Raw genomic sequence first — 23,877 nt, forward strand, 5'->3', positions numbered from 1 at the left:
CGAATTTTTGAGTTACCGCTTGCGCCGGATACTAAAGGTATCGACGGCGCGCGAACCCATTCTACAGGAACGGCGGCGCGCGTCGAGTCGGCTTGTCCCATGCATACGCCATCGATTAAGGTTGGCTTAAGGGGAGATGGTCAGCCTCTCATCGCCTGCAGTAGCTGGGCGTGCCAGATCCACAAGGCGCCGCCCGCGCCCAGCACCAGCAGCCAGGGCCAGGAGCGTGCCGCCAGGCGCCAGTCCACCGGGGATGGCCAGAACGACAGGAATTGGGGCGCCAGCAAGACCGCGATCAGCAGATCCAGCGGCGCAAAGTGCCAGCCGGGCCCGGTACGCCAGGCGGCGACGGCAAACGGGACCAGCAGGATCAGGAGCGGCGCCAGCGCGGCCGGGGCGGCGTTGTACCAGCGCAGGTTGGCGAAGGTGACGGAACCGAGTTCCCAGACCTTGCCTTTACGGCGGGGAAACAGACTGATATTGGTCGGCTCGGCATTGGTCAGCAGGCCGACGCCGAAGTGGGCCAGCTCGTGGCACAGGGTGCCCGGAGCCGTCAGCAGGAAAAACGCGGGATGGGCGCCGGACAGGATCCAGAACAGGAAGGCCGTCGCGATCGACGGCACCAGATATAACAGGATGTCGCCATGGCTGCACAGCAAGGCAGGCATGTACGTGGTACACGCGGGCACGGCGTCTCGACTTTATTGCGCGTAGAAGCAGCGGCCGCAGGCCTGGCGGTAGCTTTCGTTGCCGCCAATGCTGACCTGCTCGCCTTCGCGGATGCGGCGCCCGGCTTCGTCGACGCGCACGTTCATGGTCGCCTTCTTGCCGCAGGTGCAGATGTTCTTGATTTCCTCGATGTCGTCGGCCAGCGCCAGCAGGTAGGCCGAACCGGGGAAAGGATCGCCGCGGAAATCGCTGCGCAGGCCGTAGCAGATGACGGGCACGCCCTTCACCTGGGCCAGCTGGTGCAGCTGCTGCACCTGTTCCTTGGTGAGGAACTGGGCCTCATCGACCAGCACGCAGGACACCTTCGGCGCCGACGCCAGGAAGTTGGTGCCGCCATCGAAGGTATCGACCTGGCGCTGCGGACCGAGGCGCGAGGTGATCAGGCCGACGCCGTAGCGGTCGTCGATCACGGCCGTGTAGAGCTTGACCTGCTGGCCCTGCTCTTCATAGTTGTGCGCCACCTGCAGCAGTGCCGTCGATTTGCCGGCGTTCATCGCCGAATACCTGAAATAGAGTTTTGCCACTGCCCTGCCCGTACGCCAATGTGAATCAGGAAATTATAGCAAGGCAGGCAGTGGCCGCGCCAGCTCAGCCGTTGACCAGCTTTGCCGGATTCCCGACAACGGTCGCGCCCGCCGGCACGTCGCGCGTCACCACGCTGCCGGCGCCGACGATGGCATCGTCGCCGATCGTCACGCCCGGCAGGATGATGGCGCCGCCGCCGATCCAGACGTTCTTGCCGATCGTCACGGGAACGCCCTGCTCCAGGCCGCTGCGCCGCAATGCCGGGTCGCGCGGATGGTCGGCCGTGTAGATCTGCACGGCCGGGCCGATGCGGGTGTCGTCGCCGATGGTAACGAGCGCCGTGTCGAGGATCACGCAGTTGTAGTTCATGAAGACGTTGGCGCCGACGCGGATGTTGAAGCCGTAGTCGCAGTAGAAAGGCGGACGCAGCATCGCATGCTCGCCAACCGCGCCGAGCCGTTCCTGCAGCAGTCGATGCCAGACGGGCGCCGGCTCGCCCATGGCCGCGTTGTAGCGCGCCAGCCAGGCGGCGCAGGCTTCCAGTTCGACCTGCAGCTCGGGTGCGCTGGGGTGGTACAGCTCACCCGCCAGCATCTTGTCTTTCTCGCTTTTCGTCATCACTGTCCCGGGTGATATTTACGCTCGAGCTGTTTCTCGATGTCTTGCTTGTAGAACAGCACGTCCTTGAACTCGCCGCGGCTGTACATTTCCGCCTGGTCGGCGAAGTGCTTCGAGGCCGGATTGCCGCTCTGGCCGCCGGCCAGGATGCTCTTGGCTTTCACTTTCGGCCCGAATTCGACCACGGCCACGAAGCTGTTGCCGCGGTCGCCGTAGATGCGTTTGGTCTTCTGCTTGGCCACCATGCCGAAGGACGCGAGCGAGCCCCAGTTGGCCGAAGTGAAGGCGACCGGCCAGCTCGGCTTGCCGTCATCGTATTCTTGATTGATGTCGCCGCTGATGCGCTGGAAGCGGTTGATTTCTCCCCAGGGCGTCTTCCAGCTGCCGAAGTCGCGCGTCAGTTTGGCGCTGGCGCTTGCCAATGCGGCGAGGCGCTCGTCGGCATTCAGGCTGCTCGTGATGAAGTCTACCGTCGGCACGCCGGCCGCGCGTGCCCGTGCTGAATTGGCCGCCACCATTTCCTGGCCCCAGTAGACGGCAAGCGAGGTCGGCACGGAATCGGCGGCGAAGCGCAGGTCCCAGGCGCGCAGGCTGGCCACCTGTTCCGCCAGCGCCGTCCTGCGCGCATCGCTGGAAGGGAGCGCGTCGAAATCTTTGGTCAGCTGCGGCACCAGCGGTTCGAAAGCGGTCAGGTAGCTGTCGTAGGCGGTCGCGATCAGGCTGTCCAGGGTCAGCGCCTTCGCATCCTTCAGCACGCGCTCGGCGTGCCGGCCGCGCGCGTTTTCCGGCAGCGCCCACATGTAGGCCGGATACGCCTCGCGCTTCGGGCTGTTGGCGCCCGAGGAGCTGAAAGGCCAGTTGTTGGTGTTCGAGATATAGCCGCTGGCCGGATTGAACAGGGTGATCGTCTCCGGAATCGCATGCAGGCCCTGCCATTCGGTGGCGGGATTGCTGCCGTCCACCGGCTTGGTCCAGTCGAATGCCGGATCGCGCTTGGGGATGAAGTTGCCGTGGAAGTAGGCGATATTCCCGTCGGCGTCGGCATAGACCGTGTTGTTCGAGGAATTCGTGCGCAGTTCCATCGCCTTGTAGAAGGCCTGGTAATTCTTCGCCTTGGTGCGCGACCAGGACTGGGTCAAGGCTTTCATCGGCTCGTCCATCATTTTCACCGCCACCCACTTGCCGTCCTGGCCGCGCACGATCGGGCCGTGGTGGCTGAAGTACACGGTAATCGTGCGGCTACCCGTCTTTCCGTCGGGCTGCTTGAACGGCAGCGTGATCGGCACCGCGCGCAGCGCCCGCTCCTCGCCTCCGTATTTATAGAAGAATTTGCCCTGGCGTTCGACCACCGTTTCCAGGTACTCGTCGATGACGTCGCCACCGCCCGAGGTATGCATCCAGCCGGCGCGGTCATTGAAGCCCTGGTAGATGAAGAACTGGCCCCAGGTCACCGCGCCATACGCGTTCAGGCCCTGTTCGCTGACCATGTGGATCTCGGGGCGGAAGTAGAAGGAGGTGTGCGGATTGATCAGCAGCAGCGGATGGCCCGAGGCCGACAGCTTCGGCGCGATGGCGAAACCGTTGGAGCCGCGCGGCTCGGCGTCCCGTGCATTCGTGTTGTCGGCGAGCGGAGGCTGCAAGGTCGGCTTCAATGCGTTGCCGTAGAAGGCCTCGAGTTCTTTCAGGCTGATTTCCTCGATGTCGCCGCCGATGCTGCCCTCGCTGAAGGAGAGCGCCATCCAGGGCTCGAAGCGGGTCAGCAGCTTCGGCTTCACGTTCGGGTGCGTGTGCAGATAAAAATTCAGGCCGTCGGCCCAGGCGTTCATCAGCTCTTTCAGCCAGGCCGGGCTGGCCGCGTACTTGGCCTGCATGTCGGCCGGCTGGATATACAGCTTCATGCGCAGGTCGCGCCAGACCTCCTTTTCGCCCTCGACTTCGGCCAGGCGCCCCATCGCATTGATGTAGTTGAGCTCGACGCGATTGAAGTCGTCCTCTGCCTGGGCATAGATCATGCCGAAGACAGCGTCGGCGTCAAGCTTGCCGAAGACGTGGGGGATGCCCCATTTGTCGCGCATGATCGTGATCCCGTTGGCGGTCTTTTGCCAGCGCGCCAGCTCGGCGGCGTTGGCGGCACTGCGCGCTTTGGCTGGGACCTTGGCGGCTGGTTCGGCCAACGTTGGAACCGCGGTCGCGGCCAGCGTGCCGGCCAGGGTCAGTGCTGCAAAACGGGACAAGATCATGCGGACGTCTCCAATATTGTTATCGTTTTCGATTGCTCATCCGGCGTCATCCGCCGTTGGCCAGCTTCTGCTTGAGGATTTCGTTCTCGGTCAGCAGGGTCGCCATGCGGTCCTTCAGCGCGGCGATCTCGGCCTTCAGCGCGGCCTTTTCGTCGACCGGCTCGCCGTCCGGCCCCAGCTTTTTCGGCTTGCCGGCCGCCTTCTGCTCGCGCACCTGGCGCGCGGCCTGCTGCAGCTCCTTGCGTCCGCCGGCCACCGCCGCGATCTGCGCTTCCTGCGGTAGCTGTGCGACGTTCGCCGCGGCGTTGATCGAAATGGTGCCCGAGCGCACGGCTTCCACCAACTGCGGCGCGGCCGCCTTCTGGATGCGTTCGATCTGGCTGATGGTATTGCTCGACACGCGCGCCGCCTTGGCGACTTCCTCGCGCGTGTTCCAGGGCGGCGGCGGGCGCGAGTCCATGTCGTCCGGGCTCGGCTCCGGCGGCTGCTCGGCCATCTGCTGGGCCATGCGCGCGGTGACGATTTCCTTCTTGCGCAGAGCCAGGAGGCCGCGCTGGAAGTCGGACACGCTGCGCCGCGCCAGGTGGTTGTCGATCATCCACAGCATCACGTCCTCGATCGAGGCGAAGCTGTTGTTCTGGACGGTGCGGAATTCGATGCCGTGGCGGCGGCAGATCTCGTAGCGGTTGTGGCCGTCGATCAGGATGTCGCCCCACAGCACGAGGGCGTCGCGGCAACCCTCGGCCAGCAGGCTGCGTTCGAGCGCGGCATGTTCGATCTCGGTCAGCGGATCGACAAAGGCGCGCAGTTGGTCATGGATGGTGATATTCAAAATTCGGGGTCCTTGCACTTCACGTTCGGGCGCGCATGGATGCTCGTTGCGCCGGGGTGCATGATACGCCATTCGATGGCTCGGCCATAGGGCACCCCGGGTTTTGCTTCGTGCAATCTTGCAACTTCGACCCTCCCTCCCCCATGCCTGTGCTAGAATCCTGCCGCGCTGCCCCGATGGTGAAACTGGTAGACACCCGGGACTTAAAATCCCGTGCTCGCAAGGGCGTGCCGGTTCGATCCCGGCTCGGGGCACCAGCGCATCCTTCCCTCGCATTGCCCTGCCCCTCCTGTCTACGCACGGCAACAGTGCGCAGCCCTGTTGCCAAAATTTCATGCTAGTCTCCATGTAAAAAATACAATACACATGGAGGGGAATATGGGATTCAAACGGGAATACCCGGTATTACTGCCGTTCGCGCTTCCGGACATCATGGCGCTGCAGGCCAGGTTCAAGTCCTGGCTCGCCGCGATCTTCCCTCCCTTGCCCAGGGCCTGCGACGAGGGCTACAGCGCCTTCTTCGTCCCGGGCGCCCGCAATCCCTATTCACCAGGCACCGTCGAGCATGAGGACTGGCAGTGGGGCTACGAGGAAGCGAACGACGATTCGGCCTGGTAAGCTGCTCGCTGCGGAAGTTCGGCTGCCCCGCCTGCGTGTGCGCAAACGCGCCGTGGGCGCCTTTGGAATACTCTCCTTCGGCACGCCGGGGCTGCCCGGCGCGGGCATACACTAGACAAGGAGAAACATGCATCGCGAGAACGTGGGAACGGGCCGGCAGGCCACGCCGGCGGCGCGGCGCCGCAGCCTGTACCTGCGCGTGCACGCCTGGGCGGCATTGATCGCCTCGCCCTTCCTGCTGCTCGCCACGCTGACCGGACTGCTCTACGTGTTCGTACCCCAGGTCGAAGCGCGCCTGTATGGCGGGCTCGACCACGTAACGCCCTCCGGCGGCATGCGCGCGCTCGACCAGGCGGTGGCCGCCGCACAAACCGTCGCGCCGCCCGGCCTGGCCCTGCGTTCGGTGCAGCCGCCCTTCGATGCGGACGACGTTGTCCGGATCCTGTTCGAACCCGCGCGTCCTCACGAGGCTCATGCGCACCATCACGGCGCCCCGGCGGCGCCGGCAAATGCGCGCCCGGTGACCGTGTTCGTGAATCCCTACGATGCCCGCGTGCTGGGTGTCCAGGACACGGGCGGGCGCTTCAGCGACTGGTCGAAAAACCTGCATTCGCGCCTGCTGCAGGGCGATGGCTGGCGCTGGATGATCGAGCTGGGCGCGAGCTGGCTGCTGGTGATGCTGCTGACGGGCGTGTATCTGTGGTGGCCGCGCCCCGGCCGGAACGGCTTGCCGCGTGCGGGCAAAAGCGGCCGCGCCGCCTGGCGCCAGTGGCATGCCTTCGCCGGCGTGGCGCTGGGCGTGCTGAGCCTGGTGATGGTGCTGACCGGGATTACCTGGAGCCGGTATGCGGGCGAGAACGTGCGCGCGCTGCGCGATGCCGCCGGCCAGCAGTCGCCCGCCCTGCCACGCGGCCTGCACTCGACACCGCATGCCGGCGCGCGGGCCATGGACTGGCAAACGGCGTGGACCACGGCGCGTGCGGCTGCGCCGCCCGTTGCGCTGAGCCTGAGTCCGCCGTCTGACGCGGCGGGCGTCTGGCGCGCCACGAGCGCCGACCGTGCCGCGCCCACGCGGCGCATCGACCTGCTGTTTGATGCCTACGACGGCCGGGTGCTGTACCGCGCAGGATGGGAGCAACAGACTGCCTTCGGCAAGGCGACCGCCGTCGGCATTCCCTTCCACCGCGGCGAATTCGGGGTGTGGAACCAGGTCCTGCTGTTCCTGTTCGGCGCGGGCGTGCTGTTTTCCCTGCTGTCGGGCTGGGTGATGTACTTCAAGCGCAGGCGCAGCGAGGGGCTCGGCCTGCCCGCGCTGTTGCCGGGGGCATGGAAGGCCGCCTCGCCGCTGGCCTTGCTGGGCATGCTGGCCCTGTGCGCCTTGCTGCCCCTGCTCGCGGTCTCGGCGGCGGTGGTGCTGATACTGGAAACGCTGGTCTTGCGGCGGACACGGCCCGCCTGAGGGGCCGCCGTGATTTACTCGCTGCCGCAGGGCGGCTGGCGCCGCGCGCGGGTGCAGCCTGGCGCACTCATCGCGGCGCCGCCAGGGCCAGCTGGGGCTGGTTCGCCGCAGCCGAGGTCGCCAAGGCGGCCGCCTGTTCCAGCTTGAACTCGCCCACCAGCGCCACCAGGGTGGCGGCCTGCTGCTGCAGGCTTTCGGTGGCGGCCGCCGCCTCTTCGACCAGGGCCGCGTTCTGCTGGGTCGCGTCATCCATCTGCACGATCGCCTGGTTGACCTGGGCAATGCCGGTGCTCTGCTCGGCGCTGGCGGCGCTGATCTCGCTGACGATGTCGGTCACGCGGCGCACGCTCTCGACCACCTGCTGCATGGTCTGGCCGGCCTCATGCACGAGCATCGAGCCCATGCTGACCTTGTCGACCGAGTCGCCGATCAGGCCCTTGATCTCCTTGGCCGCGGCGGCGCTGCGCTGGGCCAGGTTGCGCACTTCGGTGGCGACCACGGCGAAGCCGCGGCCCTGCTCGCCGGCGCGCGCCGCCTCGACGGCCGCGTTCAGCGCCAGGATATTCGTCTGGAAGGCGATGCCGTCGATCACGGCGATGATGTCCACCACCTTGCGCGAGGAAGCATCGATCGAAGCCATGGTCTCGACCACTTGCGACACGACCTCGCCGCCGCGTACGGCCACCTCGGAGGCCGATGCCGCCATCTGGTTGGCCTGGCGCGCATTGTCCGCGTTCTGGCGCACGGTCGAAGTCAGCTCCTCCATCGATGCGGCCGTCTCTTCCAGCGCGCTGGCCTGCTGTTCGGTACGCGCCGACAGGTTGGCATTACCCTGGCGGATCTCGTTGCTGGCGCCGGCCACGCTGTCCGAGCTCAGGCGCACACGCGCCAGCACGTCCTGGATCCGGCCAACGAAGGTATTGAAGCCGGCCGCGATCGTGGCCAGTTCGTCGCTGCCGCGCACGTCCAGGCGCGCCGTCAGGTCGGCATTGCCGCCGGCCAGGCCGGTCATGGTGGCGGCCAGGGTGCGCAGGGGACGCATCAGGCGCGAGAGCACGGTGACCATCACGGCGCCGGCGATCAGGGCGCACATCACCGAGACCAAGAGCGAATACTTCACCAGTTCCTGGGCGGAGGCGGTCGCCACCGCTTTCGGGAAGCTGAGCTGGACCGCCCAGGGCGCCATGTCCGGGTGCGCGCGCAGCGGCTGGAGCAGGTGCACCTTGTCCTGGGCGTCGGTGAATGCATAGGGCTGGCCCTGGCGGATCGCCTCGAGGCCGGCGGCCGGGATGTCGTCCGCCTTCTTGCCGGCGCGCGCCGCGTCGGGATGGCTGGCGTAGAGGCCGCCGTTCGAGACCAGGGTCAGTACGCCGCCCTCGATCGGCTTCATGCCGGCCAGGATAGCCGACAGTTTCGAAACCATCATGTCGGCGGTGGCCACGCCCTTGAAGCTGCCGTCGACGACGATCGGCGCCACGAGCGAGGCGATCAATTCGTCCTTGCCGTTGATCGGGTACGAATACGGCTCGGTCAGATAGCGCTTGCCGCTGCTCTTCGGCACGTCGTACCAGTCGTTCGCGCCGGGCGTGCTGGTGAACACGATCGGTTCGACCCCGACGCCATTGTCCGCCTTGCGCGTGTAATACGGCATGTAGCGCCCGCTGGCGTCGTACTCGGGCTTCTTGTCCGCGAACTCGGCATCCTTGCCGTCCAGCGCGTTCGGCTCCATGGTGACCGAGGCGCCGACGAGGTCGTTCGAACCGAGCAGGACCGAACGGGTCAGTGCGCCGAGCTGCGGCCGCGCCAGGTTCTCGCCCGTGCCCACGGTCGCGCGCACGGCGCCGGCAATGCTGGACACCGCGCTCATATTGGCGCCGATGCGCCCTTCCAGGGTCGCCGCGCTTTCGCGCGCGGCCGTGCGCGCCAGCTGCATGGCCGCTTCTTCGGAGGCGGCGCTGCCTTTGATGCCGATGACGGCCGAGGTGATGCCGAGGCTGAGGATGACCAGCACGGTGGCGGTCGCGGTGATGCGGGTATTGAGCGAGAGCGCAAGGCGCACGCGGCGTGGGATGGCAGGAGTCTTCATGGCAGTACGGGAAAAGTCGGGAGCGGGATCAGAAGCCGCGGGTCAGGCTCAGCACGAAGCTGCCCTTGGCTGGATTCGAATAGGCGATGTGGCCGCGCGCGTCCGGCACGCCGGTGCTGTAGCGGTCATAGGCGTGGGTGGCGCCGAAGGCACGGGTATAGGCGCCCGCCACGCTCCAGCCGCCGTGCAGCGTGCGCGTCAGGCCGACCTTGACGTCGCGCCAGTTCCAGTAATCGTTGCCGGCGCCGGCCACACGGCCTTCGCCCGCGTGCAGGTTGAGCGTGGTGGCGTGACCCAGGTCGATATTCGCGCCGCCGTCGAAGTAAGCGGTGCCGCGCGCGTTGCTAATGCCGAAGAAGTCGCGCGTGAGCGTGTAGTTGTACTTGGCGTAGAGCGACTTGTAGCTCAGGCCGGCCGAGAGTTCGGCGTAGTCGTAGCGGGTGCCGCCGGCACTGATCACGGCGCCCGGGTAGCGGTAGTACAGCGCCGTCAGGCCGTAGCCGACCTGGGCCAGGCTGCCGCTGTAGCCGCCATATAGGTCCCACTCGAGCTTGCCGTTCTCGACGTAGCGGTCGCTGACGTTCGAGACCCAGCTGCCGACGCTCCAGCCGCTGCGGTGGACGAAGTCGACGCCGGCTTGCAGGGCGGGCTTGCCCCAGGTCTGGCGAAAGCCGCGCGATACGTATTGGGACGCGACGCTGGCGTTGCCGCTGACGGTCCAGGCTTGGTTGGAACTGGCTTCAGTAAAGTCGGCGGCATGCGCGGACTGCATCGTGCACAGGCTCAGGCAAACAAGCGGCAACAGCCGCTGGGCAAAGGTGGTCATGGTGGAAGGTCGGCGCGCAGCGCAAGTCGAGGGCTGAAAGATTCCGTAAGGCAAATTTCCTAGCGGAATTTTATGTGCGTGTGGCGGCCAAATCGCGCTTTCATGCCAGGATGAAAACGAGATTTTTATTGTGCTGCATCATTGGCGCCACAAAGTGGCAAGCCTGGCATTCAAGGGTGACAAGCCTTGTAGCGGACGCGGCCCTTGCAGCCGCACCAGGCCTAAGAAAGCGCTAACTGCCCTGGTACAGCAGCACTGCGCAGGCCGCCGCGCCGATGGCGAGCAAGCCGTAGAGAAAATAACGCATTGCGGTAGCGAGGCCCGCTACCGCCTTGTCGGCATCCTTGCTGAGCATGCCGCGCCTGCGGCCGGCGTTCATCAGCATGGCGATGAAGATGAAGCTGGCAAACAGGACAAGAACGAACTTCATTCGCTCATCCTCAGGTGCGCACCAGCACCAGGATCAGCGCCACGATGGCAGCGACGCCCGAACCCGCCGCGACGACACCGACCATGGTCAGGCGCTCGCGCGCCGCTTCCAGGCGCGCGATCAACTGGGCGTTCTGGTCGGCCAGTTCGGCGATCAGCTTCGAGGCTTCGCGCACCTGTCCATGCAGCTGTGCGATCGCCACGTCCTGCTGTTCGACACGTGCCGCCAGCATGGCGATGCCGTCATCGACGGGCATGCTGGTGACGGTCTCGTCGAACTCCATGTCGGGCTCGGGTACGCCCTTGCGGCCGACGGTGTCCCAGAGCCGGCGCGCGCCGTTGGCAACCTGGGGGGCCGCGGCGAGCACCTCACTCCACGGAACGGATTTCAATACTTTCAGCCAGGCTCCCGCCATGTCGTGTTCTCCTCGTTGTTCCAGTGTGCAGGATAGCATTGGCGCCGCACGAATGCCGCGCGAAGACTCAGCGGCGGCCTGCGCGGCCCGACCAATCGTGCGGCGCCGCTTTTGCGCTACCATGGAAATCATGTGTGGACGATTTGACCAAAGCCAAACGGCACGCTACTACGCGAGCGTCTTCGGTTGGGCCGACGCCGTGTACGACAGCGAATCGACGCCGGCCTACAACGTGCCGCCCGGGACCTATCGTCCCGTCATGCACATCCAGGACGGGGAGCGCCGCGTCGACGACGTGTTCTGGAGCTACCGTGCGAAATGGGCGGAAGGCAAGTTGCCGATTTCCATCAACGCCCGCCTCGACAAGCTGACCAACCGCTACTGGAGCCGGCTGATGAAGAACGGCCGCGCGATCGTTCCGGCCGAGGGCTGGTACGAATGGACCGGCGAAAAGGGAAAGAAGCAGCCCTGGCACATCCACCGCAAGGACCGCAAGCCCCTCTACATGCTGGCGCTCGCCAATTTCGGCCCCTTCACCGAACACCGCGCCGAAGCCGGCTTCGTGCTGGTCACCGACGACGCGGCCGAAGGCATGCTCGACATCCACGATCGCCGTCCGGTCGTGCTGGAAGCGGCCGACGCCGCGCTCTGGCTCGATCCCGCCATCAGCCCGGAACAGGCGCTGGAACTGGCACGGCGGGCCGCCCTCCCACCCGAAGCCTTCGAGTGGTTCAAGGTCACGCCGCAGCTGAACCGCCCGACAGCGGACAGCCCGCAGATGGCGATGCCGTTGCCCGAGTGAGAGCGGGTTAACTTATTCCAGGACCGTCAGCAGGGCCACGAGGCCCAGCGACAAACCGATCAGGACGCCGGCGCGGTTGCGCAGGCGCTGGCCGCGTTCGACCATCTGCTTGGCGATGTCGCGGCGCGGACGGCGTGCGTTATGGATCGCCGATGCTGGCTGTGTTTCTTTCGTGTTCATTGAATTCCCATTCCGTCCCGCAACTAAAGCAATCGATTCTACACGAAGGGTTTGCGCATTCAAGATGCATCTGCGGGGTGTGTTTGCGCTACATCATATGCCCGTAATGTTATGACTTGCTTAAGCGTCGGCCGCCGCCGAGTGGACGCCACACCCGCGCTTACGGCGAACGGCATGCACCATGGAAGCTACGAAACAGAAATCAAACGCGTTCCTGATCTATGTCTAGCCAGCCAGGCAACTAACACGCAGAGGCCGGTGTCGAATCTGCATGACCGGATCAACCATACCGACGTGCGAGGACACCGATGGGCATCTATATGCAATTACGCGAAACGCTGAAAGAAGGCGAACATTACGCCGGCGTCATCCTGGGCAAGGATGGCGGGCCTGACCACCACCTGATCCTGCTGCCCGGCGAGGCCGCCGACGTCGGCTGGCCGGGGGCGCTCGACTGGGCCGCTGCGCAAGGCGGCGAGCTGCCGAGCCGGCGCGAACTGTCGCTGCTGTTCGCCAACCTGCGCGAGGATTTCGAGCGCGAGTGGTACTGGTCATCCGAGCCGCACGAAACCCGCGCCCAGCTGGTCTGGGGCGAGAACTTCGCCAGCGGCATCCAGACCGTGTACGGGCGGCCCTTCCGCGGGCATGCGCGTGCGGTGCGGCGCGTGCTGATCGAGTAAGGACGGCGGCCCAGCCGGGTGCCGCGATACGGCATCTGCGCCCCGGCGGCGCCGATGCCGGACCACGGCCGAGCTTGCGTCTAGACCGAAGCCGATCGTGCTTCCGTGGCGGAAATGTGCTCGCCGCCGTTCTTGCGGCTGGCCGCCATCACACCCACGCCGATCAAGGCCAGGCCGAGCACGGCGCCCAGCGGAGAGCGCGGTATCCAGCGCATGGCCGCGCCGGTGACGGCGGTCGGCGATTCGCGCTGCGGGTCCGAGTGCCGGCGGCGCAGCGCGCCGTTGCTGGCCGGACCGCCGGCGTATAGCTGGATCATTTCGCGCACGAAGGGCACCATGTCCTGCGGGCCGCGGCTGGTCACGAGGTTACCGTCGCGCACGACTTCCTGGTCGAGCCAGATGGCGCCCGCATTCACCATGTCGTCGCGGATGCCCGGCCAGGACGTCACCGCCCGGTCGCGCAGCAGGCCGCTCGAGGCCAGCACCCAGGGTCCGTGGCAGAGAGTTGCGATGGGTTTGCCGAGCAGGTCGAAGGCGCGCACGAAATCGCGCGCATCGCTCGACTGGCGCAGCGCGTCCGGGTTCATGAAGCCGCCGGGGATCAGGAGGCCGTCGTAGTCGCGCCCGGTCACCTCGTCGACCGTCCAGTCGACAGGGATGAGCTCGGCCGGCATGTGCAGATTCATGCCGCGAATCTTGCCCGCGCGCAGGGAGATGATGTTCACTTCGGCGCCGGCGGCGCGCAAGGCCGCCACGGGTGCGGTGAGTTCCACTTTTTCGAAGCCGTCCGCCGCGAGCACGGCGATACGTTGTCCCATCAGTTTCTTCCGTCCAGCCATGGTGTCCTCCGTTGAGCGAGATGAGCCCAAAAGCCTACCAGAACTGCCGGGTAGGCCGCGTACGGTCTGAATCGCTGCTGGACGGAAACGAACGAGGGCGTTGGCCGCCCTCGCCGCGTGCTTATTTTGCCGGCACCACCGCGCGGCCGATTGGCTCCTCGACGTTCGCCAGGAACCAGGCCGTGGTCGCCATCAGGGCCACATGGCGGCGCAGGTTGTCGGGATCGAGCTTGTCGAGCGTGTCGGCCGCCGTGTGGTGGTAGTCGAAATAGCTGGAGGTGTCGATCAGCGGCGCGAAGCTCGGCACGCCCGCGCGTTCCAGGCCCGACAGGTCGCCGGTCGATAGCGCATCCTGGCGCTGGAACACGCCGGCGCCGATCGGCTGCAGGGCCGCCTGCAGCGGCGCGAACAGGCGGCTGGAACCGGCCGGCACGCTGGCGCGCAGGCCGAACGGGCGCCCTGCCCCGTTGTCGCTTTCGATCGCGCCGATGTGGGTTGCGGCATTCGCCGTGTTCGCCTCCAGATAAGTGCGTGCGCCGCGCGTGCCGTTTTCTTCGTTCATCCAGGCGATCAGGCGGATCGTGCGGCGCGGCCGGTAATCGAGCTTTTTCAGGGTTTCGAACACGGCCATGGCGCTGGCGACGCCGGCGGCATCGTCGTGGGCGCCGGTTGCCAGGTCCCAGGAATCGAGGTGGCCGGACACGATCACGACCTCGTCCGGCTTGTCGCTGCCGGGCAGGTCGGCGATCACGTTGTAGCTGTCGGCGTCGGGCAGGATCTGCGGCGTCAGCACCAGGCGCATGGTCAGCGGGCCGCGCTTGGCCAGGCGGCCCATCAGCATCGCGTCCTCGACCGTGACGGCTGCCGCCGGAATCCGCGCGCCGTCCTGCAGGTTGGTGGCGCCGGTATGCGGCAGGCGGTAGTTGGCGCCGCCGACCGAGCGCACCAGCGCCGCCACCGCGCCCAGCTCGGCCGCCATGCGCGGACCGTTGGTGCGGTAGTTCGAACCCTGGCCATAGGCCGGGCCGGCCAGGCCGCGGTCGGCCATGAACTGGTCGAAGGGCACGTCGAACAGCACGATCTTGCCCTTTACTTCCGCGCCGCGCGCCTTCAGCTCGTCGAAGCTGGACACCACCACGACGGGGGCCGTGAGCCCGGCGGCCGGGGTCGCGCCGGAACCGCCCAGGGCGGTGAGCACCACGCGCTGGCTGATGCCGTCCGGCCGGCCGCGGTACTCGACCAGTTCGCCCGTTTCCTGGCCGCGCACCCAGTGCGGCACCTTGACCGGTTGCAGCGTCACCTTGGCGCCCAGCTTGCGCATGGCCTCGGCCACCTGGGTCACGGCCGCCGCCGCGCCTTTCGAGCCGGACAGGCGCGGACCGATCAGGTCGGTCATGTCCGCCGTACGTTCCCAGGCGTAATCGCTTTGCAGCGCGGCGTCGCGGATCTTGGCCAGCGCGGCCGGATCGTTACCGGGGCTGGCAGCCTGGGCTGCGCTGACGAGGGTGGCGGCGGCGAGCAGGCCGAGGGCGGGATGGCGGAAACGGTTCATGCGGACGATCCTCTGAAAGTTGAGGATGAGAACGATAGCGCATCCGCCGGGAATTTGCTGTCTTTACAAGCTTGTCAGGCCGGTACCAGTCTCACCAGCGTAATCTCCGACGGCGCGCCGAAGCGCTTCGGTGGGCCCCAATAGCCGGTCCCACGGCTGGTGTATACCCACAGCCGCCGCACCCGATGCAGGCCGGCAACGAAAGGCTGCTGCAAGGGCACGAACAGATTCCAGGGGAAGAACTGGCCCCCATGGGTGTGGCCCGACAGCTGCAGGTCGAACCCCGCCTCGGCCGCCGCCGGCGCGCTGCGCGGCTGGTGCGCCAGCAGGATCTTGACCGCCAGGTCATCCGGAGCCCCTGCGGCGGCCAGTTGCGGATCGCTGCGGTGGGCCGGATTGAAATGGTGAGCCGTGTAATCGGCCACGCCGGCGATCATCAGCGCCGCCTCGCCGCGCCGGCGCACCACGTGCTGGTTCAGCAGCACGGTCAGGCCCAGGCGCCGCAGCTCGGCAATCCATTCTTCCGCACCCGAGTAGTACTCGTGGTTGCCGGTCACGAAAAACGCCCCGTCCGGCGCCGACAGGCGCGCCAGCGGCTGGGTATGCAAGGCCAGGCGCTGCACGCTGCCGTCGACCAGGTCGCCCGTCACCGCGATCGCATCCGCTTCCAGGGCATTCACGCGATTGACGATCGCGTTCAGGTAGGGCCGCTTGATGGTCGGGCCGACGTGGATGTCGGAAATCTGGGCGATCGAATAGCCGTGCAGCGCTTCCGGCAAGCCCTCGATCGGCACGTCGACCCGTTTTACGCGCGCCACGCGCCGGGCGTTGACGAAACCGACGAAGGTGACGCCCAGCGCCACCAGCGGCACGGCCAGCGCGCTGTAGTAATCCAGCGCCGGACCGCCGGCGCCGGCCACGGCCGCGACCAGCAGCACCAGCTCGCGCACGAAGGTCGAGACCAGCAGCGAGGAGAACAGCCCCATGGCCAGCAGCCCGATCCAGGCCAGCTGTTCCGACCAGCGCCGGCGCCGCAAGGACGAGGACAGCAAGCCGACCGGCACCAGTACGGTCGAGAGAATCAGGAATACCGTGCCGCCCAGCATGCCCGTCCACCCCAGGCCGAGGGCGGGCATCAGGCGGATGCCGATGTACACGTGCAGGAGGACCAGCAGGGACAGGACGACGAACAGGTTGCGGCGTGCGGACATGGTGACTCGAGGAAGGGTAGCAAGCTTGCTACATGGGGAGTCATGGCCGATCTGCAAGGGTACAAAAGCCGCACGCGTCAACCAGGCTACCCGTCCATCAGTCGACCCTAGGGTTTGCGCGCCTCGTCGCGAGCGCGCTCTTCCGGCGTCAGCGGTACGAAAGGCCCCTGCATGCGGCGTTTCAAATAGCGTTCGCCGTCGGGCGAATTGAAGGCTTTCCACAACCTGAAGGCGGCATAGGCGATCAACACCACAACAAGCGCCAGACCAAGTTCGCGAAGGTTCATTGCTTTCTCCTGTGATGTCCAGTGTTGGCCAATAGCAGAGGGACCGCAGGGCTCAGTGTACGGACTTGTTGCCATTGCAGCAAGTAGTTTGTCAGGACGTTTTGCATGCGCCCAGGGCTTGCCAAAAGAATGTTACCGACTGCCGATCAGTTGTAAGAATCTGTATTAGCTGGTGCGATGCACGGCGGGCGGGTCTATAGTTCATTCCATGCCCCGGCGTCACAGCGATCATGTCGATCCTCGTTGAGGCAAAAAAGGAAAAGCCATGTTGAACAAAAAATGCTTTGGTGCGGTGATCCTGGCCGCTGTCGCCGTCTCGCCCTCGGCATTCGCTGGCGACCGCGGCACGAACACGGCGGTCGGCGCGGTGCTCGGCGCTGCCATCGGTGCCAGTGCGGGTGGCGGCGGCGGCGCCCTGGTGGGCGGCGTGCTCGGCGCGGCGGTCGGCAACTCGATCGGCGGCCACGACGACCGCCGTTACTACAACAACCGCGGCTACGCCTCGGTCGACTACTACCAGCCACGCCCGGTGTACGTGGAACCGCGTCCGGTCTACGTGCAGCCGCGTCCGGTGTACGTCGAACAGACGCGCTACTACCGGGAACCGGCGGTGGTCTACGTCGAACCGCGTGGCCGCTACCACCATGGCCGCCACTGGGACCGCGACGGCTACCGTGACGGCCGCGGCTACCGCGACCACGACGGCTACCGCGATGGCTATCGCGACGGCTATCGTCGCTGATTCGGGCCTGCTCCAGCAAAAACCGCGTTCTCGTGAACTGAACCCCAAAAGTTGGACACCAACTTTTGGGGTTTTTTCATGGCGAGGTTCGACGAGCAATTTAAGCTCAAGCTTGTGCAGGAGTACCTGGACAAGGGAACAGGCAGTAAGACGTTAGCCAGGGAGTATGGCTGTCAGGTTTCCGCAGTAGAGGATTGGGTGAAGTTGTATCGCATCCATGGCAAGGACGGGCTCAAGAAGAAGTACAGCTCGTACAGTGCAGAGTTCAAGCTGTCGGTCTTACAGCACATGTGGGACAATGAACTGTCGTACGGCCACACAGCGGCTGCTTTCAACATCCGCAACCATGCTGCGGTTGGCAGATGGGAGCGCAGCTATCGTGAAGGCGGTTTCGACGCTTTGACGCCGCGCCCACGAGGAAGACCCAAGCAGATGCCTGCTCCAACAACAAAACCAGAGCCGTCACCGGAGGACGAGAAGCGTACTCGCGAAGAGCTGCTGGCCGAATTGAATCAGCTGCGCATGGAGAATGCGTACCTAAAAAAGCTGCGAGCCTTAGTTCAAGCCAAGCAGAAGGCAACGTTGCCGACAAAGCGCAAATAGTGCAGGAACTAAGGCAGCAGTATCCGCTTGCGGGCTTGCTCGCGTTCGCCAAGCTGGCGCGCAGCACGTTCTACTACCAGCTCAAGGCCAGGCAAGCGGTCGACAAGCATCAACAGCTCAAGGACATAATCCGATCCGTTTTCGCCCGACACAAGGGCTGCTACGGCTATCGGCGCGTTACCGCAGCCATCCGACAAACAGGTAAGACGGTCAACCATAAGACCGTGCAGCGCCTGATGTCGATGCTGGGATTGAAGTCCCTGGTCCGTCCCAAAAAATATCGCTCTTTCAAAGGAGAGATAGGGCACGCTGCGCCCAATGCGCTGCAGCGCAAATTCACAGCAGGACGCGCCAATCAGAAGTGGGTGACGGACGTTACTGAGTTCAATGTCGCTGGAGAAAAGCTTTATCTTTCACCGATCCTAGACCTGTACAACGGTGAAATCGTGGCCTTTGAAACAGCCCGACGCCCAGCGTTCGGCCTGGTGAGCTCCATGCTCAAGAAAGCGTTACGCAAGCTCGGGCCAGATGACAACCCGATGCTGCACTCTGACCAAGGATGGCAATACCTTATGCCGGCCTATCAGCGCATTCTTCGGGAGCGTGGCCTTGCACAGAGCATGTCGCGCAAAGGAAATTGTCTCGATAACGCGGCAATGGAAAGCTTCTTTGCTGTGCTCAAGTCGGAATGCTTCCACCTGAACAAGTTCGCCAGCGTTGATGCCTTGCAGGCAGAACTGACGCGCTACATCCACTATTACAATCACGACCGCATCAAACTCAAACTAAAAGGCCTGAGCCCTGTTCAGTACAGGACTCAGGCCTTGGCTGCTTAACTAACTAACCGTCCAACTTTACGGGGTCAGTTCACTCGGATGCGGTTTTTTTACGTCCACTGTTTTCGTCTCCCCCCGCTAGCTGTCCGCGGCGGCATCCCGGCCGCATCGACCTGGGGGAAGCATGGAGCAAGCGGGCGACATCGTGACGCTGAAGGCGGGCCACTACCGGCTGCGCGCCCAGCTGGCGCAGTCGAACTACGGAACGATCTGGCGCGCCGAGCGCGACGGCTTCGCGCCGGTCGCGCTCAAGCTGGTCAACCGGACGCAGATGGAGCGCGCCGAGCCCGAGCTGCGTCCACGCTGGAGCGAATGCGCCGCGCGCGAGATCGCCTTTCTCGCCGCGCTCGCGCCCTGGGATGGCCGCCACATCGTGCGCCTGCTCGACCATGGCTGCCACGAGGCGCTGCCCGCCTTTGCCCTCGAGCTGCTCGACGGCGACCTGGGTGCGCACGTCGCTTCTGAAGCTGCGCAGGGACGCCGCATCGGCCTGGCCCAGGCGCTGGCCTGGATCGCCCAGGTCAACGCCGCCCTGGCCAAGGTGCACCAGCATGGCTGGCGCCACCTCGATCTGAAACCTGCCAACCTGCTGCTCGACGCGGCGAGCGGCAGCCTGAAACTGGCCGACTTCGGCACCAACCGCAGCCTGGCCGACCTGGCTGCGCATTCCTATGCCGGCACCGCCAGCTGGCAGGCGCCGGAACAGTTTTTCCCAAGCGCCGGCGGCTACCTGACCGACGCCAGGGCAGATTACTTCGCGCTCGGCGCCCTCTTCTACCATCTCGTCACCAGCGGCGCCACACTGCGCTACGCAGGCGCCTGCGGCGATGCCTTCCGGGCGCATGGACGCGAGGGCGCGGCGAAATTGCAGGGGACCTGTCCGCCCATCCTGGCCGAGGACGAAGCGGCGCGCTTTCTCGCCTGCGCCGAGGATGGCGGCGATGCGCAGGCGGCGCTGGCGCTGCTGCGCGCCCTGCTCGCGCGGCGCCCGCAGGACCGGCCGCCGCACGCGCTGGCGATCAGCCGCATGCTCATGGCGGCGCAAGGCAACACGCATGCGAGGGCCGCTTGATGCGCGTACCTGCCCTCAGGATCCTGGCCGCGGCCGTGCTCGCGCTGCTGTGCGTGCTGCAGGCGCTGGCCCTGCTGCGTGCGCCCCAGGCCTGGCTGCCGGCCGCCATCGAGATCACGCTGCCGCGCAGCGCCGAAACCGTGCTGGGACGCGCCGAGCTGGCCGCGCCGCAGGCCGGTGCGCGTCACCTGCGCCTGCGCCGCGCGGCCGACGGTGCCTGGTTCGCCGCCAGCGCCGACGGCTTGCAGGGGCTGCGCTTCGAACGCGGCGAGGAGCGCCTGCGCAGCGGCGCGTATCCGGTCACGGCAGGCCAGCAGTGGCGTCTCGGCGGGGCGCTGTACCGGATCGAAAAGGCCGGCGCGGACACGGTGCGCTTCGGCGATGGCGCCCACACATGGACCTACGACGGTGCAAGCCTGCGCCGCGACGGGAGCGCGCTCGGTGCCTGCCCTGGTGCCGGTCCGGGCGCCCGGCTGCTCGGCCTCTACAACCGGGTGGCGCCGCACGCATTGCGTATCGGGCGTCCGCTGCGCTTCGGCGGCAACCTCTCGTGCGCGAACCAGGTCGGGAACGCCGATGCGGCGCCCGGCAGCGCGCAGCTGGGCTTCGAGGATGGCCGGCCGGTGCTGCTGGCCGCCACCGGCGTCGAGCGGGTGCCGCTGCTGGTCAAGGAGAACGGCCTGCCGCGCGACCTGGCGCTGCGCGAACAGCCGCTGGCCGGCGTCACCGCGATGACGGCCGGACGCACGCGCCTGCTGGTCGAGGCAAGCGGCGACGTGCTGCGCCTGCGGCCAAGCGGCCGGGTTGCCCTGTTCGCCGAGCCGCGCGCCGAGCTGCCGGCCGGCGTACGCTGGCACTGGGAGCAGCGCGACGCCTGGGCCCGGCCGTCGGCCACGGGCGCGTGGCTCGCCGCCTGTCTCGCCACCGGCGTGCTGGCTCTATGCCTGGCGCGGCGCGCGCGCCGCGATTGGCTCGCGTGCATCCGCCTGGGGGGCGGCATCGCCCTCGCCTGCGCCGGCCTCGGCCTGCTGCTGGCCCAGCGCAACGGCAACGCGCCGGGCGTGGCGCTGTCCCTGCTGCTCTCCTGGGCCGCGCTCTGGCATGCCTTCACCGCGCCGCGCACGGGCGCGGTGTTGCGCATCGGCGTGCTGCTGCTGGCCGCGGGCCTGCTGCTGCAACTGGAGCTGGGCAGCGGCGCGCCGGATACGTCCTGGCTGCGCCACTTCCAGAAGACGGCCGCCGCCGCGACCCTGGGCATGGGCTTGCTGGGCAGCGTGCTGCCGTTCGCCAGCGCCAAGCCGCCGGCCCAGGCGCAGGTCGAGATCGGCCTGCTGCTGCTGGCCGGCGCGGCGCTGGCGGCGCTGCTGCTGCAGGTCGGCTGGGGCAACGAGACCGGCGTGTTCGACCTGCAGCCGGTGGAATTCGCCAAGCTCGCGCTGACGGTGCTGACGGCCCACTGCGTCGCCCTCGGCCTGGGTAGACGCCATGCCGGCGCGGGCGGCACCCTGCTGCGCTGGCTGCGCCTGGCCTCTCCCGTCCTGTTGTTCGTGCTGCTGCTGGCCGTGGCCCTGGTCCAGGTCGACGATTATTCTCCGCTGATCCTGCTGCTGGTCTGGGGCGCGGCCATGCTGCTGGCCTGGTCCTGCGCCGCGCGCCGCGCCGTGCCCGCGATCGGGGTGCTGGCACTGGCCGGGAGCTGCCTGGCCATCCTGTTCGTGCTGCGCGGCGCCGCGCCGGGCGAGGCCGCGCAGTGGCAGTTCTACGGCGAGCGCTTCGGCGTCTGGCTCGATCCAAGCGCGCATCCGCATACGGGCCAGCAGCTGCTGCTGGGCGCGCAGGCGATCCTGGAAGGCGGCTGGCGCGGCGCCGACGGCCTGTTCGGCGTGGCGGCGCTCGGGCAGGGCGCGCTGTCGGCGCTGGCGATTCCCGCCGTGCAGGACGATTTCGCGCCATCCTTCCTGCTGCAGCGCCACGGCCTGGCTGCCGGCCTGCTGCTGTGGGCCCTGCAGGCCCTGTTCCTGTGCGCGCTGCTGCACGCCGGCTGGCGCGCCTGGCAGGCCGGGGCGTGCGCGCGCGATTACCGCCAGGCCTGGCTCGGGCGCTTCCGCTGCTTCGTGCTGTGCGGCGGCGCCGCCTTCGTGTTCGGCCACTTCCTGCTGTCCTGGGGCACGAACCTCGCCTTCTTTCCGATCATGGGCCAGCCGATGAGTTTCCTGTCCGCCGGCGGCTCGCACCTGCTGTTTTTCATCTTCCCCCTGCTAGCCATGGGCAGCACCGCCCGACCAATCGAGGAGAACCCATCATGCCGGTCTACGTCCAACACGAAACCCTGAACCGCGTCAGCGACGTGTTCAATGCCGAAGCGCTGTGGCAGGCGCCGGGGCTGGCCCTGCTCAACCGCCGTCCCCTGCTGCGCGACCTGCTGGAACGCGCCCCGCGCGAACAGCGCGGCCGCGCCGCCACCCGCTGCTTTTCCCACGTCACCCTGGTACTGCCCCAGGACGAGGTCGACGACGACCGCCACCTGACCCGCGGCGCGCGCGTGCGCGACCTGGCGCAGACCCTGCAGGCCCTGCACCAGAAGGACTTCGGCGACCTGCTGGGGCCTGACGAGGTGCGCTACCACGTGCTCGGCTCGGAAGCGCTGCAGCCGGGCCAGGTCGAGGTCAAGTTCGGGCACGCCGTCTACCTGCCGGCGCCGAACGAGGAAGTGCAGTACACGGTCAGCGTCTCGCGCGACAGCGCGATCTGGCAGCCGGTCTGCCCGATCTACCCGAACGGGCGCCTGACCGTGCTGGGCGCGGATACGGCCAGCGCCACCCATGCCGTGCCGGGCTGGCCGTTCGCGGTGGACGGCAGCATCCTCCTGATCAACGACGGCCCGGATGCGCCGCTCGAATTGCAGGTGCGGCCCAAGGAAGCCTTCGAGTGCAGCTTCGACCCCGCCGCCGGCTACTACACGATCCGCGCCCGCGCAGCCGAGACGGCAGGGACGCCGGCACGCCTGCTGCTAAAGGTGACGCCGGCCCAGGCCAAGGCCGCTCCCGCTGCGCGCCCGGCAAGTGCGCCGCCGGCGCCGCGTCCGCCCGCGGTCTGGAAAACGCGTGCACGCAGCCTAGACGATGCCGAGCTGACCGCCGTGCCGGTGCTGCACCGCGCCGCGCCAGCCCCTGTCCCGAGCCAGGACGCCACTTACGCGCCGGTGCTGCGCCAGCGCGTCAGCCTCGTCGCGCTGGCCCTGCCGCGCCTGTCGCGCTACCGCGACACCGGTGCGGCTTTACTGGAATTCGGCCTGGCGCCCGACCTGGCCGTCGGTCCGCTCCAGCCGGGCGGCCTGCTCGGCTTCGCCCTCGATGCCAGCGACGCCGTCTACGCGGTCACGGCCGACGGCCGCCAGCGCATCACCGTGCCGAACCGCTTCGTACCAAGGGACGGCGTCGACGTGCGCGTGCTGGCCCCGAGTGCGCAGATGGCCGAGCGCTACAGCGCCATCGTCTGCCTGCCGCAGGCGCCGGGACTGCCGGTGACGGGTGGCGCGCGCCACGTGTTCGGACGCGCGGCGCCGATGCTGGCCGGCCTGCGCGTGCTGGATGCCGGCTGCCTGCGCGGCGCCGATGGCGTGGACCTGGGCGGGGCCGACCGCCTCGGCCTGTCGCGGCTGGCCTTCGGCTTCGAGGCCGGCGCGGACGGCTACCGCGTGACGCCCGAATCGACGACCCAGGCCCTGTACCATCTCGACGACAAGCTCGGCTTCGTGGCGGCGATCGCGGTCCAGGAGGACCAGCCCTACCTGGTGCCGCTCGGGCACCACATCGTGGCCGGCCACTACGTGCTGCGCGTCGAGGCGTAAATGAGCGGCGCCCTGCTCCTGCCGGCCTGCGCGGCCGCCGGCCTGCTGCTGACGCTGGTCCTGGCGGCGCGCTGCACGCCGGGCGCGTGGTGGCGCCGCCCGAACGCGCGGGCGCTGGGCGTGCTGGTGCTGGGCACAAGCCTGATCGGCGGCGCGCTGTGGGCGTGGCTGGCGCCGGCGCGCCCGATGCCGCCGCAGCTGGCGGCCTCTCTGGAGCTGCCGCTGGCCGGACGCAGCTACCGCGTGGCCGACGCCCTGAACCTGCGCGCCGCCCACGGCACCGGCGCGCGCCGCATGCTGGTGCTGCCGGCCGGCGCCATCGTCGAAGCGACCGGACGGCGCGACGGCGACTGGTGGCAGGTCACGGCGCAGGCCGATGGCCGGCGTTACGAGGGCTGGGCCAGCAGCCTGTGGCTGCGCCGGGCGGACGAACGGCGCCCCTGAG

The 23,877-nt window shown here is 67.3% G+C and carries 24 protein-coding genes and 1 tRNA gene; 11 read left to right on the top strand and 14 right to left on the bottom strand.

The window, feature by feature from the left end; translation table 11 throughout:
* Positions 1–140: 140 nt before the first annotated feature.
* From C2862_RS15455 to C2862_RS15475, 5 genes are all read right to left on the bottom strand, one after another.
* Positions 141–668, bottom strand: a complete 528-nt coding sequence (locus C2862_RS15455) for a hypothetical protein (RefSeq protein ID WP_136221038.1) — start codon at positions 666–668, stop codon at positions 141–143.
* Positions 669–701: 33 nt separating this feature from the next.
* Positions 702–1,253 carry a thymidine kinase gene (locus tag C2862_RS15460; protein WP_136221039.1) on the bottom strand — a complete coding sequence of 184 codons (552 nt, stop codon included), beginning with the start codon at positions 1,251–1,253 and terminating at the stop codon, positions 702–704.
* A gap of 64 nt (positions 1,254–1,317) precedes the next feature.
* On the bottom strand, positions 1,318–1,872 hold the full coding sequence (locus tag C2862_RS15465) for a sugar O-acetyltransferase (RefSeq protein ID WP_136221040.1): 555 nt from the start codon (positions 1,870–1,872) through the stop codon (positions 1,318–1,320).
* Positions 1,872–4,112: a penicillin acylase family protein gene (locus C2862_RS15470; protein ID WP_136221041.1), complete on the bottom strand. Its 2,241-nt coding sequence runs from the start codon at positions 4,110–4,112 to the stop codon at positions 1,872–1,874. The genes C2862_RS15465 and C2862_RS15470 overlap by 1 nt, the downstream gene beginning before the upstream one ends.
* Before the next feature lie 46 nt (positions 4,113–4,158).
* A complete protein-coding gene (locus C2862_RS15475; protein ID WP_136221042.1) occupies positions 4,159–4,944 on the bottom strand; it encodes a hypothetical protein in 786 nt (261 codons plus the stop codon).
* 170 nt (positions 4,945–5,114) lie between these two features.
* Between C2862_RS15475 and C2862_RS15480 the strand changes: the two genes are divergently transcribed.
* The 3 genes from C2862_RS15480 to C2862_RS15490 all read left to right on the top strand — a co-directional run bounded on the left by C2862_RS15480 (position 5,115) and on the right by C2862_RS15490 (position 7,021).
* Positions 5,115–5,201, top strand: a tRNA-Leu gene (locus C2862_RS15480).
* Between the two features lie 121 nt (positions 5,202–5,322).
* Positions 5,323–5,562: a hypothetical protein gene (locus C2862_RS15485; RefSeq protein ID WP_136221043.1), complete on the top strand. Its 240-nt coding sequence runs from the start codon at positions 5,323–5,325 to the stop codon at positions 5,560–5,562.
* 127 nt (positions 5,563–5,689) lie between these two features.
* Positions 5,690–7,021 carry a PepSY domain-containing protein gene (locus C2862_RS15490; protein WP_136221044.1) on the top strand — a complete coding sequence of 444 codons (1,332 nt, stop codon included), beginning with the start codon at positions 5,690–5,692 and terminating at the stop codon, positions 7,019–7,021.
* Positions 7,022–7,088: 67 nt separating this feature from the next.
* On the opposite strand, the gene C2862_RS15495 is transcribed toward C2862_RS15490, so the two are convergent.
* The 4 genes from C2862_RS15495 to C2862_RS15510 all read right to left on the bottom strand — a co-directional run bounded on the left by C2862_RS15495 (position 7,089) and on the right by C2862_RS15510 (position 10,778).
* Positions 7,089–9,107, bottom strand: coding sequence for a methyl-accepting chemotaxis protein (locus C2862_RS15495; protein ID WP_136221045.1), 2,019 nt, complete (start codon positions 9,105–9,107; stop codon positions 7,089–7,091).
* Positions 9,108–9,135: 28 nt separating this feature from the next.
* Positions 9,136–9,933: a TorF family putative porin gene (locus C2862_RS15500; RefSeq protein ID WP_136221046.1), complete on the bottom strand. Its 798-nt coding sequence runs from the start codon at positions 9,931–9,933 to the stop codon at positions 9,136–9,138.
* A 232-nt stretch (positions 9,934–10,165) separates the two neighbouring features.
* Positions 10,166–10,363: a hypothetical protein gene (locus C2862_RS15505; protein WP_136221047.1), complete on the bottom strand. Its 198-nt coding sequence runs from the start codon at positions 10,361–10,363 to the stop codon at positions 10,166–10,168.
* Between the two features lie 10 nt (positions 10,364–10,373).
* Positions 10,374–10,778, bottom strand: a complete 405-nt coding sequence (locus tag C2862_RS15510; RefSeq protein ID WP_136221048.1) for a hypothetical protein — start codon at positions 10,776–10,778, stop codon at positions 10,374–10,376.
* Positions 10,779–10,908: 130 nt separating this feature from the next.
* On the opposite strand from C2862_RS15510, the gene C2862_RS15515 reads away from it, so the two are divergent.
* Positions 10,909–11,580, top strand: coding sequence for an SOS response-associated peptidase (locus C2862_RS15515; RefSeq protein WP_136221049.1), 672 nt, complete (start codon positions 10,909–10,911; stop codon positions 11,578–11,580).
* A gap of 12 nt (positions 11,581–11,592) precedes the next feature.
* Here the strand turns inward: C2862_RS15515 and C2862_RS25280 are convergent, their stop codons facing one another.
* A complete protein-coding gene (locus C2862_RS25280; protein ID WP_168710080.1) occupies positions 11,593–11,760 on the bottom strand; it encodes a hypothetical protein in 168 nt (55 codons plus the stop codon).
* Positions 11,761–12,080: 320 nt separating this feature from the next.
* Between C2862_RS25280 and C2862_RS15520 the strand changes: the two genes are divergently transcribed.
* Positions 12,081–12,440 carry a DUF1566 domain-containing protein gene (locus tag C2862_RS15520; RefSeq protein ID WP_229467461.1) on the top strand — a complete coding sequence of 120 codons (360 nt, stop codon included), beginning with the start codon at positions 12,081–12,083 and terminating at the stop codon, positions 12,438–12,440.
* A gap of 80 nt (positions 12,441–12,520) precedes the next feature.
* Here C2862_RS15520 and C2862_RS15525 read toward each other — a convergent pair whose 3' ends face one another.
* The 4 genes from C2862_RS15525 to C2862_RS15540 form a co-directional block, all read right to left on the bottom strand.
* Positions 12,521–13,279, bottom strand: coding sequence for a type 1 glutamine amidotransferase domain-containing protein (locus tag C2862_RS15525; RefSeq protein WP_136221051.1), 759 nt, complete (start codon positions 13,277–13,279; stop codon positions 12,521–12,523).
* A gap of 121 nt (positions 13,280–13,400) precedes the next feature.
* Positions 13,401–14,831, bottom strand: coding sequence for a M20/M25/M40 family metallo-hydrolase (locus tag C2862_RS15530; protein ID WP_136221052.1), 1,431 nt, complete (start codon positions 14,829–14,831; stop codon positions 13,401–13,403).
* Positions 14,832–14,905: 74 nt separating this feature from the next.
* A complete protein-coding gene (locus tag C2862_RS15535) occupies positions 14,906–16,042 on the bottom strand; it encodes a metallophosphoesterase (RefSeq protein ID WP_136221053.1) in 1,137 nt (378 codons plus the stop codon).
* A gap of 107 nt (positions 16,043–16,149) precedes the next feature.
* Positions 16,150–16,329, bottom strand: a complete 180-nt coding sequence (locus tag C2862_RS15540; RefSeq protein ID WP_136221054.1) for a hypothetical protein — start codon at positions 16,327–16,329, stop codon at positions 16,150–16,152.
* A 265-nt stretch (positions 16,330–16,594) separates the two neighbouring features.
* On the opposite strand from C2862_RS15540, the gene C2862_RS15545 reads away from it, so the two are divergent.
* The 6 genes from C2862_RS15545 to C2862_RS15570 all read left to right on the top strand — a co-directional run bounded on the left by C2862_RS15545 (position 16,595) and on the right by C2862_RS15570 (position 23,876).
* Positions 16,595–17,071, top strand: a complete 477-nt coding sequence (locus C2862_RS15545) for a PXPV repeat protein (RefSeq protein ID WP_136221055.1) — start codon at positions 16,595–16,597, stop codon at positions 17,069–17,071.
* Between the two features lie 78 nt (positions 17,072–17,149).
* A protein-coding gene (locus C2862_RS15550; RefSeq protein WP_136221178.1) for an IS3 family transposase occupies positions 17,150–18,510 on the top strand; the annotation gives its coding sequence in 2 pieces (ribosomal slippage) (positions 17,150–17,629 and positions 17,632–18,510; 1,359 coding nt in all).
* A 124-nt stretch (positions 18,511–18,634) separates the two neighbouring features.
* Positions 18,635–19,582 carry a protein kinase gene (locus C2862_RS15555; RefSeq protein WP_136221056.1) on the top strand — a complete coding sequence of 316 codons (948 nt, stop codon included), beginning with the start codon at positions 18,635–18,637 and terminating at the stop codon, positions 19,580–19,582.
* A complete protein-coding gene (locus C2862_RS15560; protein WP_136221057.1) occupies positions 19,582–21,915 on the top strand; it encodes an FtsW/RodA/SpoVE family cell cycle protein in 2,334 nt (777 codons plus the stop codon). The genes C2862_RS15555 and C2862_RS15560 overlap by 1 nt, the downstream gene beginning before the upstream one ends.
* A complete protein-coding gene (locus C2862_RS15565) occupies positions 21,885–23,432 on the top strand; it encodes a hypothetical protein (protein ID WP_136221058.1) in 1,548 nt (515 codons plus the stop codon). The genes C2862_RS15560 and C2862_RS15565 overlap by 31 nt, the downstream gene beginning before the upstream one ends.
* Entirely contained in the window at positions 23,433–23,876 is a 444-nt protein-coding gene (locus C2862_RS15570; RefSeq protein ID WP_136221059.1) for an SH3 domain-containing protein, read from the top strand.
* Position 23,877: the final 1 nt, after the last annotated feature.

This window comes from Massilia sp. Mn16-1_5, from assembly GCF_004798585.1.
Taxonomy (GTDB): domain Bacteria; phylum Pseudomonadota; class Gammaproteobacteria; order Burkholderiales; family Burkholderiaceae_D; genus Telluria.

Excerpts from the sequence above, each read along its gene's own strand:
- C2862_RS15490 (WP_136221044.1), top strand. The coding sequence starts at position 5,690 with ATGCATCGCGAGAACGTGGGAACGGGCCGGCAGGCCACGCCGGCGGCG.
- C2862_RS15485 (WP_136221043.1), top strand. The coding sequence starts at position 5,323 with ATGGGATTCAAACGGGAATACCCGGTATTACTGCCGTTCGCGCTTCCG.
- C2862_RS15545 (WP_136221055.1), top strand. The coding sequence starts at position 16,595 with ATGTTGAACAAAAAATGCTTTGGTGCGGTGATCCTGGCCGCTGTCGCC.
- C2862_RS15560 (WP_136221057.1), top strand. The coding sequence starts at position 19,582 with ATGCGCGTACCTGCCCTCAGGATCCTGGCCGCGGCCGTGCTCGCGCTG.
- C2862_RS15455 (WP_136221038.1), bottom strand. The coding sequence starts at position 668 with ATGCCTGCCTTGCTGTGCAGCCATGGCGACATCCTGTTATATCTGGTG.
- C2862_RS15495 (WP_136221045.1), bottom strand. The coding sequence starts at position 9,107 with ATGAAGACTCCTGCCATCCCACGCCGCGTGCGCCTTGCGCTCTCGCTC.
- C2862_RS15570 (WP_136221059.1), top strand. The coding sequence starts at position 23,433 with ATGAGCGGCGCCCTGCTCCTGCCGGCCTGCGCGGCCGCCGGCCTGCTG.
- C2862_RS15505 (WP_136221047.1), bottom strand. The coding sequence starts at position 10,363 with ATGAAGTTCGTTCTTGTCCTGTTTGCCAGCTTCATCTTCATCGCCATG.
- C2862_RS15520 (WP_229467461.1), top strand. The coding sequence starts at position 12,081 with ATGCAATTACGCGAAACGCTGAAAGAAGGCGAACATTACGCCGGCGTC.
- C2862_RS15535 (WP_136221053.1), bottom strand. The coding sequence starts at position 16,042 with ATGTCCGCACGCCGCAACCTGTTCGTCGTCCTGTCCCTGCTGGTCCTC.
- C2862_RS15555 (WP_136221056.1), top strand. The coding sequence starts at position 18,635 with ATGGAGCAAGCGGGCGACATCGTGACGCTGAAGGCGGGCCACTACCGG.
- C2862_RS15500 (WP_136221046.1), bottom strand. The coding sequence starts at position 9,933 with ATGACCACCTTTGCCCAGCGGCTGTTGCCGCTTGTTTGCCTGAGCCTG.
- C2862_RS15565 (WP_136221058.1), top strand. The coding sequence starts at position 21,885 with ATGCCGGTCTACGTCCAACACGAAACCCTGAACCGCGTCAGCGACGTG.
- C2862_RS15515 (WP_136221049.1), top strand. The coding sequence starts at position 10,909 with ATGTGTGGACGATTTGACCAAAGCCAAACGGCACGCTACTACGCGAGC.
- C2862_RS15510 (WP_136221048.1), bottom strand. The coding sequence starts at position 10,778 with ATGGCGGGAGCCTGGCTGAAAGTATTGAAATCCGTTCCGTGGAGTGAG.
- C2862_RS15470 (WP_136221041.1), bottom strand. The coding sequence starts at position 4,112 with ATGATCTTGTCCCGTTTTGCAGCACTGACCCTGGCCGGCACGCTGGCC.
- C2862_RS15530 (WP_136221052.1), bottom strand. The coding sequence starts at position 14,831 with ATGAACCGTTTCCGCCATCCCGCCCTCGGCCTGCTCGCCGCCGCCACC.
- C2862_RS15540 (WP_136221054.1), bottom strand. The coding sequence starts at position 16,329 with ATGAACCTTCGCGAACTTGGTCTGGCGCTTGTTGTGGTGTTGATCGCC.
- C2862_RS15525 (WP_136221051.1), bottom strand. The coding sequence starts at position 13,279 with ATGGCTGGACGGAAGAAACTGATGGGACAACGTATCGCCGTGCTCGCG.
- C2862_RS25280 (WP_168710080.1), bottom strand. The coding sequence starts at position 11,760 with ATGAACACGAAAGAAACACAGCCAGCATCGGCGATCCATAACGCACGC.
- C2862_RS15465 (WP_136221040.1), bottom strand. The coding sequence starts at position 1,872 with ATGACGAAAAGCGAGAAAGACAAGATGCTGGCGGGTGAGCTGTACCAC.